Here is a 16,489-nt window from a genome sequence, read left to right on the forward strand (position 1 = left end):
CCGGCAAAACAAATATACAGGAAAATCACCCGGTTTCGTCACAGCATTTACCGCTTTCACCACATGTGCATGCCGGTTTAATGAAAGCATTATAATATTGATGGCCTTATAAAACTATATTTATGCGCTTGCTCATTATTGGAATAATATGCCTGGCGGCAGCGGCTGCCTTCGCTCAGGGCCGCGATACAACCCTGAAAGCCTATTTCGATAGTATTTCCGCTCATCATCTATACGACGGAAATATAGCTCTGACTGAAAATGGGCATAAAGTATACGCCTTCTCCGGTGGATACGCCGACTATGCAACAGGACAACGCAATACCATGCAGTCTCGCTTTAACCTGGCCTCCATTTCAAAAATATTCACGGCTACGGCTATCCTCCAGTTAAGAGATAAAAAGCAACTAAGGTTGGAAGACCCGGTTACCCGCTATCTGCCCGCGTTTCCGTTCCCCGGTATTACCATCCGCCACTTGCTTACGCATACCTCCGGATTGCCTGATCTGGAATTGTATGAGGAGGTGGTTAAACAATATCCCGACTCGGTGATAACCAACGCCGTTGTGCTACCCCTGCTCCGGCAATGGAACAAAAGGCCCTATTTTACGCCGGGCGATCAATTCCGGTATTGTAACACCAATTACACGTTGCTGGCCCTAATTGTGGAGACGATAACCGGCAGCTCGTTCCCTACCTACCTCGAAAAACATATTTTCAAGCCTGCCGGCATGAAAGATACCTATGTAGCAGTATATGGCAGCAGCCATTTCGAGGATAGCCTTCGTGTAAAACAACAGGTAAAACCTACATTCTATGACTCGGTCTACACAGATGCAACCCTCGTAAAGCGTTACCGGTACAGTGAGTACAATAACCAGGCAAGCATAGGGCCATCCAATGTAATTACCACGGTAGACGATATGATAAAATTCGACAACGCCTATTTTAGCGGGAAACTGTTGAAGTTATCTACGGTAGAAGAGGCGATTACCCCACTAAAGCTTAATAACGGAAAGGAATATACGGAGCACATGGATACTATGTTGGGAGAAGGAACGGGGCAGTATGGTTTGGGCTGGGATATATTTACACAGCCAGGTTATGGAAAAGGAGTGGGGCATGGTGGGTTTAAATTTGGATTAGCCACCTTTTACTATCATCACCTGGCAAGTAAACAGGTGGTGATTGCCTATACTAATGGCAACAGCAGGTTTGGAGAAAATGTAACGTCCTGTTTTTATATGTTAAATCATCAGCGGCCTATGCCATTGGATTTTAAAAGGTCTGCCGTGCGGGCCTATGCCAATGCGCTGATAACGGTGGGTGCTAACCACGCTGCCTGTATGCTGCATCTTTATAGAACAGATACTTCTCATTATTATTTTAATACGCGGGAGATGAACTTCCTGGGATACGACTTCTTATACCAATGCAGCACCAAAGGACATCAACAATGGTCGCTGGAAACATTTAAACTGAACACTTTCCTCGACCCTGGCAACTTCAATGTATACGACAGCTACGGAGAAGCATTGCTGGAAGCCGGTTACCGCGAAGATGCTATCAGGATGTACAGGAAATCTCTGGAGCTGAATCCTGTCAGTACGGATGGGATAAAGGCGATGAAGAAATTAGGATTAATGTAGCCATCGTAAAAAAAAGGCAGCTGGAAAATAGCCAGCTGCCCATTGAGTATATATTAAAAATAGTTAGTAACTCACGGAAATGCCTATATTAAATGCTGCCCCTTTACCTTTGGCATAAAACCCCGGAATCATGAACCACTGCGATCTTGCAGGGAAATAATCGGTATTAAAGAGGTTTTCAACACCCAGTGTCAGCAAGGTGCTGCGTGTTACCCTGTAACTGGCATTCAGGTTAAAGAGGTGATAGGGTTTTACGATACCCTCATTGCCCTTATATAACCCGCTGGGCAATTTTTCAAAACGATCCCGTTTCATAATGCCAGTGTAATGTAACTGTACTTCCAGTGTGTTCAGCGGACGATAGCTGATGCTGCCGCCTATTTTCGGCGCAGCAATGCGGCGGTTGTTGAGGTATACATCATAATGGTTAGCACGCCCGGTATCGGCTTTGCCCTCTGCATAGCTGAAGGAGGCATTCAGGTCCAGGTTGCTGAGCGGGCGGTATTGTACCGCTGCTTCAAAACCGTATATGCGTTCCGGTGTCCTGTTTACATTGAATAGATCAGTTTGGGCGTCGTATATCATTTCAGCACCCAGCCTGGAGGTGCTGATAAAGCCGGTGAGTTCAAAGCGGAATTGCTGCATTTTACTCACGAATCCCAGTTCATAGTTATTGACCTGTACAGCCTCGGTATTGATTTTCTTTAAGTCATTCACTTTGGCATCACGGAGCGCCAGGCCTACATCAGATACAGAAAAGCCCTGGGAGAAGCTGGCATAGGGAGAGAAGAGAGGAAGGCGGTTATAACGAAGGCCTACGTTGAACAGGGTAGCGGTATAGTTAAGATCCCCGCCTTTTACGGCAAAGCTGGGTGTTATCGTAGCACCGCTGGCGTTAGTAATCCGCAGGGTCGTATAATCGTTCACACCTATTTTCACGTTCTCTACCCGGATACCGCCTTTTACGATAAGGTCGTCCATCAAAGTCCATTGCGTTTCTGCGAAAGGAGCCATGTTGAACATATTCATCTCTGGTACCCATACCCGCCCATCTACCAGTGGCTGGGAAGTAATATCGTTTACCAGGTCGGTGCCATAAGACAAGCTGCCTTTGTTACCTATAGGTGAATTGAACAGGACGCGAAATCCCTTTTTCTTTGATAAAGTATGCGATTGTCCATCGCCGCCTTCAAAGCGCCCCAGGGATACGTAGAAAATATCATCGCGCGATTCGTAGTAGGCATCGGTTTGTAGGCTGGTACCGCCAATGAGGCTGTCGGCATGCCAGGAAAGCTGGAGATTATGGTTGCCGTTGATACCAGTAGGACTACCGGCCTGTTTACCCAATACGCCGGTAGCCGGTTTGCCAGTGAGATAATCACCATTTACCAGGGTGTAGTTGGAATTTTGCAGGCTGCTGTACAGGTTGTACATGAGCTGAATACGGTGGCGGCGATTGGGCGTATAACCCAGTTTCACAAAAGCATTGTAGCTATCGGTTTCTCCCAGGCTGTAGTTTGGGCCTACCAATTGTCCTTTGGCATCTTTCCATTCGCCGGTACGTTCATACACACCGTTTACCACGTAATCAAATTTGCCGGACTTTCCGTGCAGCAACTGCCCGATACGGCCGCCCACACTGTTTTTGAGGCCAGCGAGCGATCCGGTGAGGTTTACACTCGTTTTGCCCCCGATGGCTTTATCTTCTTTGGGAGTCAGGGTAATATAGTTGATCAAACCGCCGGCAGCGCCATTGCCATAGATGGCAGTAGCGCCTTTGATCACATCGATGCGCTCCAGCACGGCCGGGTCAATAGAACGCAGATCTACTTCTCCATTGCGCAGGGGAGTGGATTGGGGGATACCATCAATCATAATGAGTACGGATCTTCCGCGCAGCGACTGTCCTACATTACTATTGGTTTGGGCAGATGGCGCCAGCCCGGGGACTTCATTGGCCAGTATCTGGGTAATGTCGGTAGTAACAGCCATGTTGTACTCCAGTGTTTTACGGGACAGCACTGTTACAGACGATGGGATATTATCAAGCATTTCAGGTTTACGGCTGGCAGATACTACTACTTCTCCCAGTTCCCGGGAAGAAGGCGTCAGCAGCCAGTCGACCGTTTGCTCACCTCCGGCCTGCAGCGTTTTGGATTGGGTATCATATCCCATTAAGGAAGCCGTTAACACTACCGCGCCGGATTGACTGGTTTCGATATTATATTTTCCATCCTTGTCCGTATAAACCGCGGTAGCGCTACCCTTCATCTGCACTGTGGCATACCGGAGGGGTTCGCGCCCTGAACGCACTACGCCTTTAATAACGGTTTGCTGGGCGGAGGCTACTAAAGGAAAAAGACAGGAAAATAAAATAGCTACGAATAGGTTAGTTGAAGTTGACATGTGTTCCGCTGAAATTTTTTGCAAAGTTAAAAGAGGGAAAACACGGCAGCGATCGTATCGGGAATTTGATTTATAGAAATGGGAAAATTTGTTTAATTTATGAGGTTACTTCTCCTCCTGACATAAGGTTGTCGCTACGCCAGTTTACATTTGTATCATCAAATTAAAAAACATGGAGGCAGATATTCAAACACTTTACCAGTCAGCTATCGGCACGGTGCACAATTTCCTGTGCCAGTGCCGGCAGTGCAAGGTATCTGGTAAAGAATACCAGGAAACATTTTCTATCGCTTATATCCGCAAAGGCAATTTCCGGTTTAAAGTGTTTAGGAACGACCTGGATGCCTATAGCGGTTTATTTCTCCTGTGTAAACCTGGTTATGAGCACCAGGTGGCGCATATACATGATATTCCGGACGAATGCACTATTTTTTCTTTTCCGGTAGAAAGCGCGGCACTGTTACAGGAACAGGCTTCCGGGTTTGACTGGTTTTTTCAAAATCCGGATATACAGTCGGTGCTGGTAAAAGCTACGCCTGAAATGGAACTGCTGCATCAGCATATTTTCCACCTGCTTGGAAAACCCCATTATCCGCAACTATGGGTAGAACAGCTGATGACAACACTTTTTTTACGGGTATTATCGGCAGATAATGATTTGAAATCGCCGGTATTGAGTGATAAACAAAAAAGAAATTATTTGCCGGTGATAGAAACCGTGAAGGCGTTTATCCACGAAAACCACACCGACGTCATTACCTTGCCGCAACTAGCGGCACTGGGGCATATGAGCCCTTTCCATTTTAACCGGTTATTCAGACAGGTTACCGCTACTACACCTTATCATTATTTATTGCAGGTGCGGTTGCAACAGGCACACCTGCAATTGCGCCATACCAACCTGCCAGTCACAGATATCGCTTTCTCCTCCGGCTTCAACAGCCTCGAACATTTTTCAGCGGCCTATAAAAAGCAATTTGGAAAATCACCATTAGCCACCCGCTATTAAAAAGCGCAATTTTCCTTAAATAGATGGGAGAGCCGCCGGTTAATTTTGTGGTATCAAATCATTAATTATGAAAACGCAATTATTAACCACCCTGGAAAATGCCAGGAATTATACCCTGGGGGTGGCAGCAGCGATGCCGGCAAAAAACTATGATTTCAGACCGGCATCAGACGTATGGACTTTCGGAGAATTGTTACATCATATCGGTTATGGCATCGGTTGGTGGGAAGAGAATTTTATCAGGCAACAATCGTCCGACTGGAACCCGCCGGCCCCTGCTTCTGGTAAGGAGGCAACGATGAGTTATTTAGATGGCGCTTTTGCTGCATTGAAAGAAAGCGTGGAAAAGAACGCCACCACGGATAAAGCGATAGCAGGATTTTATGCTACTATCGACCATATTACACATCATCGCGGACAAGCTACTACCTACCTGCGTTGCAGAGGTATTGTGCCTCCGGAATATATTTATTAACCTATAATAGCTGTTTTATGCCAGTGTACTATGTAAATAGTTATGATATCACCAACATGGAGGAATATGCCCGGTATGGCCCGCCGGTAGCGGTATTGTTGGAGAAATATGGCGCTGAGATATTGGCGGCCGATCTGCAGGCTATTGGGGTAGAAGGTAGCCCCAGAACGATGAATGCCATTATCAGGTTCCCTTCAGAAGCAGCTGCGCTGCAATGCTATAACGATCCGGAATACCAGCCCCTGAAAGCTATCAGGTGGAATTCCTGTAGTAGTGGAAGCATGATCCTGGTACATGGACTATAAAGTAAGAGCAATGGACCTTCCATTGCTCTTACTATTTTAAATAAAGTTGTTTATATATATTAAAATTGTATCTATTTGCGCGAAAATAAATAGTCTTTTTTGCATAAATGTAGCCCCATGGCGAAAATAGCCTATGTCTGCTGGTCGTAAATAATGGAAACCAGGTTTTCGGGAAGTATATTTTCTGTATTTTACATTTTGTATCCAATGGTATTGACTGGTTTTTACCTTTATACCTGGTAATTCAACTTGTTATTTCTAAAATTTCCCGGCATCAAAAATGAATGTGAGTGCCGTTGAACAGGGGTTTTAAAAGAGGATGGATAATAATTCAGGACATGAACTTGCACTTTTCCGCCAGATCGCAATAGGCGATGAAGCTGCGTTTGCGTCGCTGTTTCATTTGTATGTTCCAAAAATAAAGCCTGTAATCACCCAGATTATCCGGGTAGAAGGACCAGAGAAGGATATTATCCAGGAGATATTCCTGGGCATCTGGTTAGGCCGGGAAAAATTGAATGAGGTAACCGTGCCCCACAACTGGATCTTTAAGATGGTTTATTTTCGTTGTTATACCTGGCTGCAACGGCAAGGGACTAGAAATAAGGCCGCACGTATTCTTGGTCTTGAAAACCCGCTTGTTTCCAATTTTACGGAAGAAAATCTCTCTTTTACAGAAACTGCCATGCTGGTAAAGCAGGCCATTCAACAACTCCCACCCCAGGCGAAGAAAATATATACGCTAAGCAGGGAAGGCGGGTTGAAGATTGCCGAAATAGCGTATCAATTAGACTTATCTCCCCAAACTATTAAAAATTCCCTGGTCCGCTCCCTGAAATCCATCCGAGAATTCCTTATCGAACATGGGGTTATCCTCCCGCTCCTCCTCCTGGAAATGGGAATTTTATTTTTTTGTTAAAATTTTTTTATCCCGATAGGTACTATCGGTTATTTGGCGGTACGTATAGGTACAGTGAGCTGTTTTCCATGTTTCCTGTGCTGCGTTATCAACTGAGTATTACATTTAAAAACCACGGTATTGCCTGATATAGAAAGACTTACATACCTGCTGACGCGTATCCGTTCGCAGCAGGCCAGCAAAGAAGAGTACCAGGAGCTGCTTTCCCTGATCCAGGCAGATGAATCGGGCGAAGTAGTAGCGTTGATGGATGCTTTCCATGCACCGGAAACGCCGGCAGCAGATGCCGGAGGGTACGATCATGCCTATTGGCAAACCGTATTAACAGAAATACTCGACACCGATAAAGTAATAGAAAAGCAGCCAGTGCGGTTCCTGTCCTGGAAAAAGTGGTGGGCGGCCGCTGCAGTCGTTGCAATCGCCGCTGCCGGGGTTTATTTTCTACGGCCGCATAAAGTGCAGCCACCTGTTGTGGCCACTAAAGCCCCTGTGCGTGATGTAGCCCCCGGTGGAAATAAAGCCATGTTAACCCTGGCCGACGGTTCACAGATAACGCTGGATAGTGCCAGCAACGGCTTATTGGCTACCCAGGGTCAAACAAAAGTGACCAAATTGTCCAACGGGCAACTGGTGTATGATGAATCGGCCAACCCGGAAGGACAGGTATTATATAATACCATGAGCACCCCTTTGGGCGGCCAGTATAAACTGGTGTTGCCCGATGGTTCCACGGTATGGCTCAATGCAGGATCCTCTATTACCTATCCTACCGCATTTACCGGTAAAGAAAGAAGCGTATCTATTACCGGGGAGGCCTTCTTTGATGTAGCGAAAAATGAAAAAATGCCCTTCCTGGTAAAAACAAGGGGCACCGTGGTGGAGGTACTGGGTACACAATTCAATGTCAACGCTTATACAGACGAAGCGGCCATTGCCACCACCTTATTGGAAGGCGCGGTACGCGTTAATCTGCGCCAGCAGCAACTGCAGCTCCGGCCCGGGCAACAGGCCAGGATAGCGCCGCAGGCTGATAAAATAGCCGTGGTAGACCACGTAAACCTACAGGAATGCATTTCCTGGAAAGACGGGTTCTTTTCATTCGATAATGCTGATCTCCCCACCGTTATGCGGCAACTGGCCCGGTGGTATAATATAGAAGTAAAATATGAAGGAGCTATTCCTCAACGCTCATTTACCGGGGAAATCGGCAGAAGCCTCTCCCTGTCACAGGTGTTAAAGGGTTTAACTAAAACAAGAATCAAATATAGAATCGAAAATGGTAACAGGATCGTTATCCAGCCGTGATTATTGAACAATTAAATAACTAAACAACTAAATAATTGAACAATGAATAAAACAAAGTCCTGACAGCAACCCTGCAGGCTTTTCCACGCATTTTTAAAATGAAAAAAACCGGGGATAAAGATTGGCGTCCTACCCCGGCTTTGGCTCAGTTTAATCAACAAACAAGTCGGTAAACATTATTTATTAATTCAACCAAACATTGCAAAAGTATGCAAGTAAATGCTATTTGTAATTCCGGTACCCGCAAATATTGGAAATATGCGGACGTATCCACCAAAATTCTGTTAGTTATGAAGCTAACTTCGTTCATGCTGCTGCTTGCCGCATTGGAGGTCAGTGCCAAAGGCAATGCCCAGACAGTGACCTACTCGGCTAAGGAGGTGAGTTTAAGGAAAGTGCTAAACATTATTAAAGATCAAACCGGTTATGTTTTCTTCTACGATAAAGAAGATATAAAAGACAGCCACCCTGTATCCCTGAACCTGAAAAATGCTTCTCCGCAGGCAGCCATGGAAGTGGTGCTGCGGGATCAGAAACTGAGCTTCGACATCCAGGGGAATACTATTTTTATTACTAAAACTGAAACGCCGGTAGTTGCCGCCACCGTGGCTAATACACCGCCGCCGGTAACCCTTACCGGTAAAGTGACCGATGAAAACGGTGCACCTGTTCCTGGCGTATCTATCGTGATTAAGGGCACCCAGAAAGGGGCTATCACCGACCCCGGTGGCACATTCCATATTGCCAGCACCGGCGAAAATGTGACGCTCCTGGTAACCAGCATTGGTTACGAAAGCCAGGAAGTGAAAGTGACCGCCGGCCAAACACAAGTGAATATCAGGCTGAAACCAGATGTTAGTTCCCTGAAACAATTGGTGGTAGTAGGTTATGGCGTTCAGAAGAAAGCCAATCTGACCGGCGCGGTTGCCAGCATCGGTACCAAGGAACTGGCCAACCGGCCTGTTACCAGCTTAGGTAATGCCCTCCAGGGAACTATGCCCGGTGTAACTGTTACCGCTGCCGCCAGCGGCCAGCCAGGCTCCGATGCAGGAACCATCCGCATCCGGGGTATCGGTACACTGAATAATGCTGACCCTATTGTGGTAGTGGACGGGGTGATTACTACCCTCGCCAACCTGAACAATATCAACCCGGACGATATCGCCTCGATGTCAGTGCTGAAAGATGCTGCTTCTGCCGCTATCTACGGTTCCCGTGCAGCCAACGGCGTTATCCTCGTAACTACCAAGCAGGGTAAAAAAGGCGTTACACAGGTAACTTACAATGCTTATGTAGGAAAACAAAATGCTACCGGCCTCCCTGATTTCCTGCCCTCCTGGCAAGCAGCTACCCTGTTTAACCAGGCCAGAATAAACGAAGGAAAACCTGCCCGTTATACACCGGCGGAAATTCAGAAGTTTAAAGATGGTTCCGATCCGTTTAATTATCCTAACACAGATTGGCTCGGCTTATTCTATAAAGGCAGCGGTATTCAGCAAAACCATTACCTGGGCTTATCAGGTGGTTCAGAAAAAACACAGTACAATTTGTCGCTGGGTTTATTCGATGAAAACGGCCTGGTAAAGAAAACAAATGCCACCCGCTATACTGCCCGCCTGAACCTAAATTCAGAAGTAAGGAGCAATATACACGTAAATGCTAATGTGGGCTTTACCTCTACGGGTAAAAAAGAGCCTAGCAATCCATATACCGGCGATTTTACGCAGCTGGTACGCCAGATCAATCGTATTTCTTCTACCGTGCCTTATAAGTATAAAAATGGTTACTACGGTGCTATCGGCGATGGTAACCCTATGGCATGGCTCGAAGGCGCCAGCCTGAACCAATATGCGTACTACGATTTGATAGGCAATGTTGGCGCCGACTGGGAAATTATAAAGGGCCTGCATTTCAAGCCATCCATTGCTTACATCATGAAGATGAACCGTAACAAGAAGTTCGCCGCTGATCAACAGTACTATACTGCTAATGGCGACAGCTCCTTCTATCAGGGACCTTCTAATGTAAGAGATGAAAATTATCTGACCAACACCTTAACTCAACAGGCTTTATTAGAGTATAGCAGGTCTTTTGCTAAACATAATTTCAAAATCCTGGGTGGTTACTCACAGGAACATACAAAAGGTACGTTTGATGATGGTTACCGCAAGGGATTCCTGATTAATGCGCTGAATGATGTTAACCTCGGTTATACAGATGGCCAAACTACCAGCGGGTACACTTACGAGTTAGGCTTACAATCTTACTTCGGCAGATTGAACTATGACTATGATGGTAAATACCTGTTTGAAGCTAACCTCCGCTATGACGGCGCCAGCCGCTTTGGTCCTGACTACAGATGGGGCTTATTCCCTTCCTTCTCTGCCGGTTGGAATATTGACCGGGAAAATTTTTTCGCCAGTGCAAAAGAATATGTTTCCAATCTTAAATTAAGGGCTTCCTGGGGACAACTGGGTAATCAGTATGTGAAAACATACGATGCTGTCGGTAATCCTACATTCCCTTACTATCCATACATTACCACCATTAGTTCTGGTCAGGGCTATACCTTTGGAGGGACTAACGCTACCATTGCCAGCGGCTTTGCGCCAGTAAATGGTGCAAATGCGCTTTTACAATGGGAAAGGACCACTGAAAGTGGCGTGGGGCTTGATGCAACGTTCCTGGATAACAAGATCAATTTCACCGCCGACTATTTCAATAAAAAAACGACAGGTATCCTCATGACATTGCCTGTTGCTGCCACCTATGGCTTAAATGCACCTGTGCAGAATGCAGGCGCTGTATTGAACAAAGGATGGGAATTTGTCCTCGGGTATAGCGATAGAAAAGGTGAATTTTCCTATAGCGCCAATTTCAATACTGCCATCATTAATACTAAAATAACAGACCTTCGGGGAACTGGCCCTGTTATTACGGGATATACCGCTCTGCAGGAAGGCCTTCCCATTAATGCCTTGTATGGTTATATTGCAGAAGGTATCTTCCAGTCGGCAGATGAAATCGCCAAAGCTCCTAAGCAATCTTCTACCACCGCTCCTGGCGATATTAGGTATAAAGACATAGATGGCGACGGTAAAATCACTAGTGCCGATCGGCAATACCTGGGCAACTATTTCCCTAAAGTCACTTTTGGTCTTAACTTGAGCGGTTCCTGGAAAAACTTTGATGCCAGCATCTTTGTGCAGGGTGCTGCCGGTGTGAAAACATATATCGATGGTGGTAAACTTGGTGCAGTAGGTAGCACGGTTGGAAGACCAACCACCGCATTGTTGGATACCTGGACGCCTGAAAATACTGGTGCAGCCTTACCGCGCATCTGGAGCACCTATACACAGAATGATCCTACCGGTACGCCTTCTTCCTTTTGGGTGAAAGACGGATCTTACCTGCGTCTGAAAAATCTGCAGATAGGATATACGCTTCCTGAAAATCTACTGAAAAGAATTGGCCTCACTAAAGTGCGTTTTTATTACAGCGGCCAGAACATTCTCACGTTTGATCACCTCTATAAATGGATAGATCCGGAAGCGCCCAACTCCAGCAGTATTTACTACTACCCACAGGTAAAAGTGAATACACTTGGCGTAAATGTTAGTTTTTAACCGATAAGCATAACGATTATGAAAAGGAACATACTATATATATTTCTCTTTGCAGCTTTATTTGAAACGGCTTGTCAGAAAGATTATCTCGATAAACAACCTACCGATGCCTATAGCAACGACAATCTCTGGTCATCTCCTGTAGGTGCTGCTGTAGCCTTGAATGGCTGCTACAATGGTTGGGAAGGCGACTACAATCTCCTCTATATGGATGCTGTGAGCGATAATAGCTACAGCCAGTGGTATTGGGATAAATATCAACATCTGGGTAATGGCACAGCTTCCGCAGCAGATCCTGATGTACAGATCAGGTGGGATTACAAGACTGTCCAGAAATGCAACTGGTTTATGGAAAACATCGACCGTGTACCCATGGATGACAAACTGAAAGCACGATACAAAGGAGAAGTACGCTTCTTAAGGGCCTACCAGTACTTTACGATGTCGCAGCTCTACGGTGATGTGCCACTGGTAGTTAAAACCCTGACTACACAGGAAGCGGCAGCCGTAACCAGGACGCCCCGTGCAGATGTACGTAAATATATCCTCGATGAACTGGCCGCTATTGCACCCGATCTCCCCGCTAGCTATAGTGGCACCGATGTAGGACGCATTACACAAGGCGCCGCCCTTTCCCTGAAAGCCAGGGTGGAACTGTATGATAAGAAATATGCAGATTGTATCGCCGATTGTAAAAAGGTAATGGGATTAGGTTATACCCTGTATCCGAACTACCAGGACCTGTTCCGCATTGCAAACGAAAACAATAGCGAAGTAATCCTCGATGTACAATATAAGGCCAATGATGTACCTAATGGTGATATCGGTATCATGCCTTCCTCTGGGCTTGGTGGCTGGGCTTCCCTGAGTCCTACACAATCACTGGTGGATGCCTATGAAATGAAGAACGGTAAAACCATTGATGATCCGGCTTCTGGTTATAACGAGAACGATCCCTATAATAACAGGGATCCCCGCTTATCAGCCACCGTGGTATATCCAGGCCAGATGTATGAAGGCAAATACTATAACTCTATTGAGGCCGGCAAGGATGATTATTACAACGGTAATAACAATTCTCCCACTGCCTATATAGAGAAGAAATTCACATCTAACCTGTCCGATTTCCCGGATATGTGGAACACCGGTTTGAATATGATCGTGATCCGCTATGCGGAAGTATTGCTGACCTATGCAGAAGCACAGATCGAATCAGGTGTAATCGACAACACAGTATACGATGCATTGGACGCTATCCGGAAACGTGCTGGTATGCCCGTGGTAGACAGGACCGTGTATAATTCACAGGATAAACTCCGCACCCTCGTAAGACGCGAGCGCAGAGTGGAACTGGCCCTGGAAGGTCTCCGCTGGTATGATGTACAACGCTGGGAAATTGGTCCTACTGTTAGAGCAGGCGTAGTATATGGTTCCAGGTTAGGAACGGTGGATGCTGCCACTGGTAAGCTTACCCTTACAGGCGATCATGTAAAAGTGGAAACAAGAACCTTTAACGCAGGTAGAGACTATCTCTGGCCGGTGCCACAGAAAGAGAGAGACCTGAACAAGGCGCTGTCTCAAAACGCAGGTTATTAAGTTAGCTGAGTTTTATATATTTTCAAATCCCGCGAATTGCAAAATACGCGGGATTTTTTTTCATAAAAGATAACATATGCATCGCTTGAAAATTATATCATTATTCACTGTTATCTGCCTGTTTGCCCTTTTACCTGCTACTGCACAAAACAGGACTGTACTTAATTTCAATACCAACTGGGCTTTTCATCGCGGCGATACTACCGGCGCAGAAAGTATTTCGTTTAAGGATAACAATTGGGCTGCCGTTAGCATACCCCATGTGATGCGCATTGAAAAGAAGCACAATGGCGGCAACCAGGTATACCAGGGCGTCGGCTGGTACCGTAAGTACTTCCGGGTATCGGCTGCTTACCGCCATCAACGGATAAGCCTGTGTTTCGATGGTGTACAAATGAACTGCGATATTTATCTCAACGGGAAAAAAATTAAATCCCATACCGGCGGATATATAGGTTTTGTGGCTGATCTTTCTGATCATATTTTTTTCGATAAAGACAATGTACTGGCTGTAAGGGTAACAAATACAGATGACCCCCACACCACACCGGGCAAACCGCAGCAGCACCTCGATTTTAATTATTTTGGCGGCATTTACCGGAATGTATCCTTGCTGGTAACAGCCCCCTTATTTATTTCCCATCCGCTGGAAGCCAACCAGGTGGCCGGTGGAGGCGTGTTTATCAAGTATCCGGCCGTTAGCGAAACAGCTGCAATGGTTGATATTAATACGCATGTGGTAAACAATCATTCTGCATATGCCAATACCACCCTGGTTTCCAAACTCATAGATAAGAATGGAGAGACAGTCGCTACAGCTACCAGTCGCGCGAAAGTGGAACCGCAACACGATAAAAATTTTCAACAGCAACTGACAGTGGTACATCCACAGTTGTGGCATCCCGACCATCCTTATCTTTACCGGCTGGTATCACTGGTATACAGAGATGGTAAAGTAGTTGACAGCATACTTACTTATACGGGTATACGAAAATTATCTTTCCAGGCAGACGGATTCTATCTGAACGGGACAAAGCTATTCCTGCGGGGCGCTAACAGGCACCAGGCTTACCAGTATGTAGGCGATGCCGCCTCCAACCGTATGCAATACCTGGATGCGTTACAATTAAAGAAAGGTGGTTTTAATGCCGTGCGGGCTGCCCATTATCCGCAGTCGCCCGCCTTCCTGGATGCATGTGATTCACTGGGACTACTGGTGATTGAATGCGAACCAGGCTGGCAATTCTTCAGCAAGGATACCACTTTTATCAATCATACATTGACGGATATACGCGAAATGATCCGCCGCGACCGTAACCACCCGGCAGTTTTCTTATGGGAAACATCTTTAAATGAGTCGCCCACCCCGGCTTCCTGGATGGAAAAGGCAGTAGCCACGGCTCGCGTTGAAATGCCGGGAGATCAGCTATTCCTGGCCGACGACTACAACAGCCGGAGTAAAAATTACTACAACGTTTCCTATAAAGTAGTCAACGAAGACGGCACCGATCCTATGCCTTCGCAACCCTTCCTGACCCGTGAATGGGGCGACTCCTGGATGGCGGATGCCGCCGGTGAAAACAGCCTGCGCGCCTCCCGGATCTATACAGAAAAAGGAATGATCAACCAATGTATCCTTCGTCAAAATGCACTCAATGGCGAAACATCCGAAGCAGCCGGCGGTTACTGGGATCATGGAAAACTGGATGCCAACCCCAGGATAGGAGGGTATTTCGTGTGGAGTTATAATGACTATACCAGGGGCTCAGATGCTGTTACTGCCTTCAGTGGGGTAGTAGACCTGGATCGTTATGAGAAATTTGGTTACTACCAGCTGAAGGCCATGCAAGACGCACATAACCCTGCTTATGGCCCTATGGTGTATATTGCCAGTTATAACAACCTACCTTCGGAAGACAGCACTATCATGATCTTCTCCAATTGCGATGCTGTAAAGCTATACCGGAATAATATTTTTCTCGGCGAAATGACCCGCCGCGAAAACGCTGCTACGGCTCCTTTTGTAGCGGCTAAAGGTGGTAGCCCTTATTTCCTGTTTCATACAGGTAAATATGAAGCCGGTACCCTGAAAGCAGTAGGCATGATGAAAGACGTGCCTGTTTGCACGTACACGGTGCAAACGCCATTAGTTCCCCATCACCTGGAAATAACAATTCCCGAAGGGCTGACGACATTCCCTGCAAACGGGTGGGAAATGACCCCGTTTTATGTAAAGGTGTGCGATAAGAATGGCACCGTGGTAGCAAATCAAACAGCCGGGCAATCCTACCAGGTGCATATCAGTGTAAGCGGGGCCGGGAGCCTCATTGGCGGAAATATCCCTGCCACAGGCATCTCTCCACAACAAACGGAAGGTGGGATTGCTTATGGCATTATTCGCCATAGCAGCAAACCTGGTAAGATAGTGATACGTGCGGAAACAAAAGAGGGCTTGTCTGTAGAGAAGGTAATTAATACGGTTGCTGCCAGCTCCGCTTTGGTAACAGATGGTGTACATCCCCGCTGGACGGACGAAAACAAGATAGTAGTAGCAGCGACTAAAGAAACCGCTGCTGCCAGCGAAGTGCTTCATCCCATTACGCTTACTGGTAAGCCGCTTAGCGTAATGCCTGTCACAAATCAGGAGAGAATACCGCTTATTACCGATGGTAATACCGCTACTGGCTGGGCTGCAGGAACTACGGAGTTTCCTTTAAATATAACTATCGACCTGCAAGAAAATTATCAGCTCACTGGTAGCCGGATAGTATGGGGAAAAGACAGCGACTGGTACATCTATAGTATTACAGTTTCAACAGATGGTGAGCATTGGACTACAGTAAAAAATGCCATACGTGCGTCAGGACAGGATTACAAGCCGGTAGCATTTGATCAGGCGGGCGCCCGGTATGTACGTTTCCTGGTGACAGGTATTCAACCGGAGAGCAGCAAAGTAGCGATCCGGGAGATAGAATTATATGGAGAGAAGAAATAGTATGCCGGTGATATAATTAAAATAAAATGGTTGACCGGCTGGTCGGCTTTGAGGCTGGTCTTTTTTAGACCGGCCTTTATTTTTCCTATAAAAGCAATTCATACCATTTGATACTGTCAGGTAGCCGGAATAATAGCGGTGCAATATTGACCATTATCGCTGTTATTTTTGCAGCGGAGTAACAAGCCTCCTGCTAAATGATAC

General features: G+C 46.4%; 10 protein-coding genes. 9 read left to right on the plus strand and 1 reads right to left on the minus strand.

Annotated elements, in window-relative coordinates; translation table 11 throughout:
* The first annotated feature begins 122 nt into the window (after nucleotides 1-122).
* A complete protein-coding gene (locus tag HGH91_RS17415; RefSeq protein ID WP_168740090.1) occupies nucleotides 123-1,649 on the plus strand; it encodes a serine hydrolase domain-containing protein in 1,527 nt (508 codons plus the stop codon).
* Between the two features lie 63 nt (nucleotides 1,650-1,712).
* Here the strand turns inward: HGH91_RS17415 and HGH91_RS17420 are convergent, their stop codons facing one another.
* Nucleotides 1,713-4,055, minus strand: coding sequence for a TonB-dependent receptor (locus tag HGH91_RS17420; protein ID WP_168740091.1), 2,343 nt, complete (start codon nucleotides 4,053-4,055; stop codon nucleotides 1,713-1,715).
* Nucleotides 4,056-4,227: 172 nt separating this feature from the next.
* Between HGH91_RS17420 and HGH91_RS17425 the strand changes: the two genes are divergently transcribed.
* From HGH91_RS17425 to HGH91_RS17460, 8 genes are all read left to right on the plus strand, one after another.
* Nucleotides 4,228-5,064: a helix-turn-helix domain-containing protein gene (locus tag HGH91_RS17425; protein WP_168740092.1), complete on the plus strand. Its 837-nt coding sequence runs from the start codon at nucleotides 4,228-4,230 to the stop codon at nucleotides 5,062-5,064.
* 67 nt (nucleotides 5,065-5,131) lie between these two features.
* A complete protein-coding gene (locus HGH91_RS17430) occupies nucleotides 5,132-5,539 on the plus strand; it encodes a DinB family protein (protein ID WP_168740583.1) in 408 nt (135 codons plus the stop codon).
* 17 nt (nucleotides 5,540-5,556) lie between these two features.
* Nucleotides 5,557-5,844, plus strand: a complete 288-nt coding sequence (locus HGH91_RS17435) for a DUF1330 domain-containing protein (protein WP_168740093.1) — start codon at nucleotides 5,557-5,559, stop codon at nucleotides 5,842-5,844.
* 319 nt (nucleotides 5,845-6,163) lie between these two features.
* Nucleotides 6,164-6,763 carry an RNA polymerase sigma factor gene (locus tag HGH91_RS17440; RefSeq protein ID WP_168740094.1) on the plus strand — a complete coding sequence of 200 codons (600 nt, stop codon included), beginning with the start codon at nucleotides 6,164-6,166 and terminating at the stop codon, nucleotides 6,761-6,763.
* A 120-nt stretch (nucleotides 6,764-6,883) separates the two neighbouring features.
* On the plus strand, nucleotides 6,884-8,068 hold the full coding sequence (locus tag HGH91_RS17445; RefSeq protein ID WP_168740095.1) for a FecR family protein: 1,185 nt from the start codon (nucleotides 6,884-6,886) through the stop codon (nucleotides 8,066-8,068).
* A gap of 290 nt (nucleotides 8,069-8,358) precedes the next feature.
* Entirely contained in the window at nucleotides 8,359-11,694 is a 3,336-nt protein-coding gene (locus tag HGH91_RS17450) for a TonB-dependent receptor (RefSeq protein ID WP_168740096.1), read from the plus strand.
* Between the two features lie 18 nt (nucleotides 11,695-11,712).
* Nucleotides 11,713-13,290, plus strand: a complete 1,578-nt coding sequence (locus HGH91_RS17455) for a RagB/SusD family nutrient uptake outer membrane protein (RefSeq protein ID WP_168740097.1) — start codon at nucleotides 11,713-11,715, stop codon at nucleotides 13,288-13,290.
* 76 nt (nucleotides 13,291-13,366) lie between these two features.
* The gene (locus HGH91_RS17460) at nucleotides 13,367-16,285 is read left to right on the plus strand and encodes a glycoside hydrolase family 2 TIM barrel-domain containing protein (RefSeq protein WP_168740098.1); all 2,919 of its coding nucleotides are present in this window, start codon (nucleotides 13,367-13,369) and stop codon (nucleotides 16,283-16,285) included.
* The last annotated feature ends 204 nt before the right edge of the window (nucleotides 16,286-16,489 follow it).

It is taken from the genome of Chitinophaga eiseniae, assembly GCF_012641265.1.
In the GTDB taxonomy this organism is placed as follows: Bacteria; Bacteroidota; Bacteroidia; order Chitinophagales; family Chitinophagaceae; genus Chitinophaga; species Chitinophaga eiseniae_A.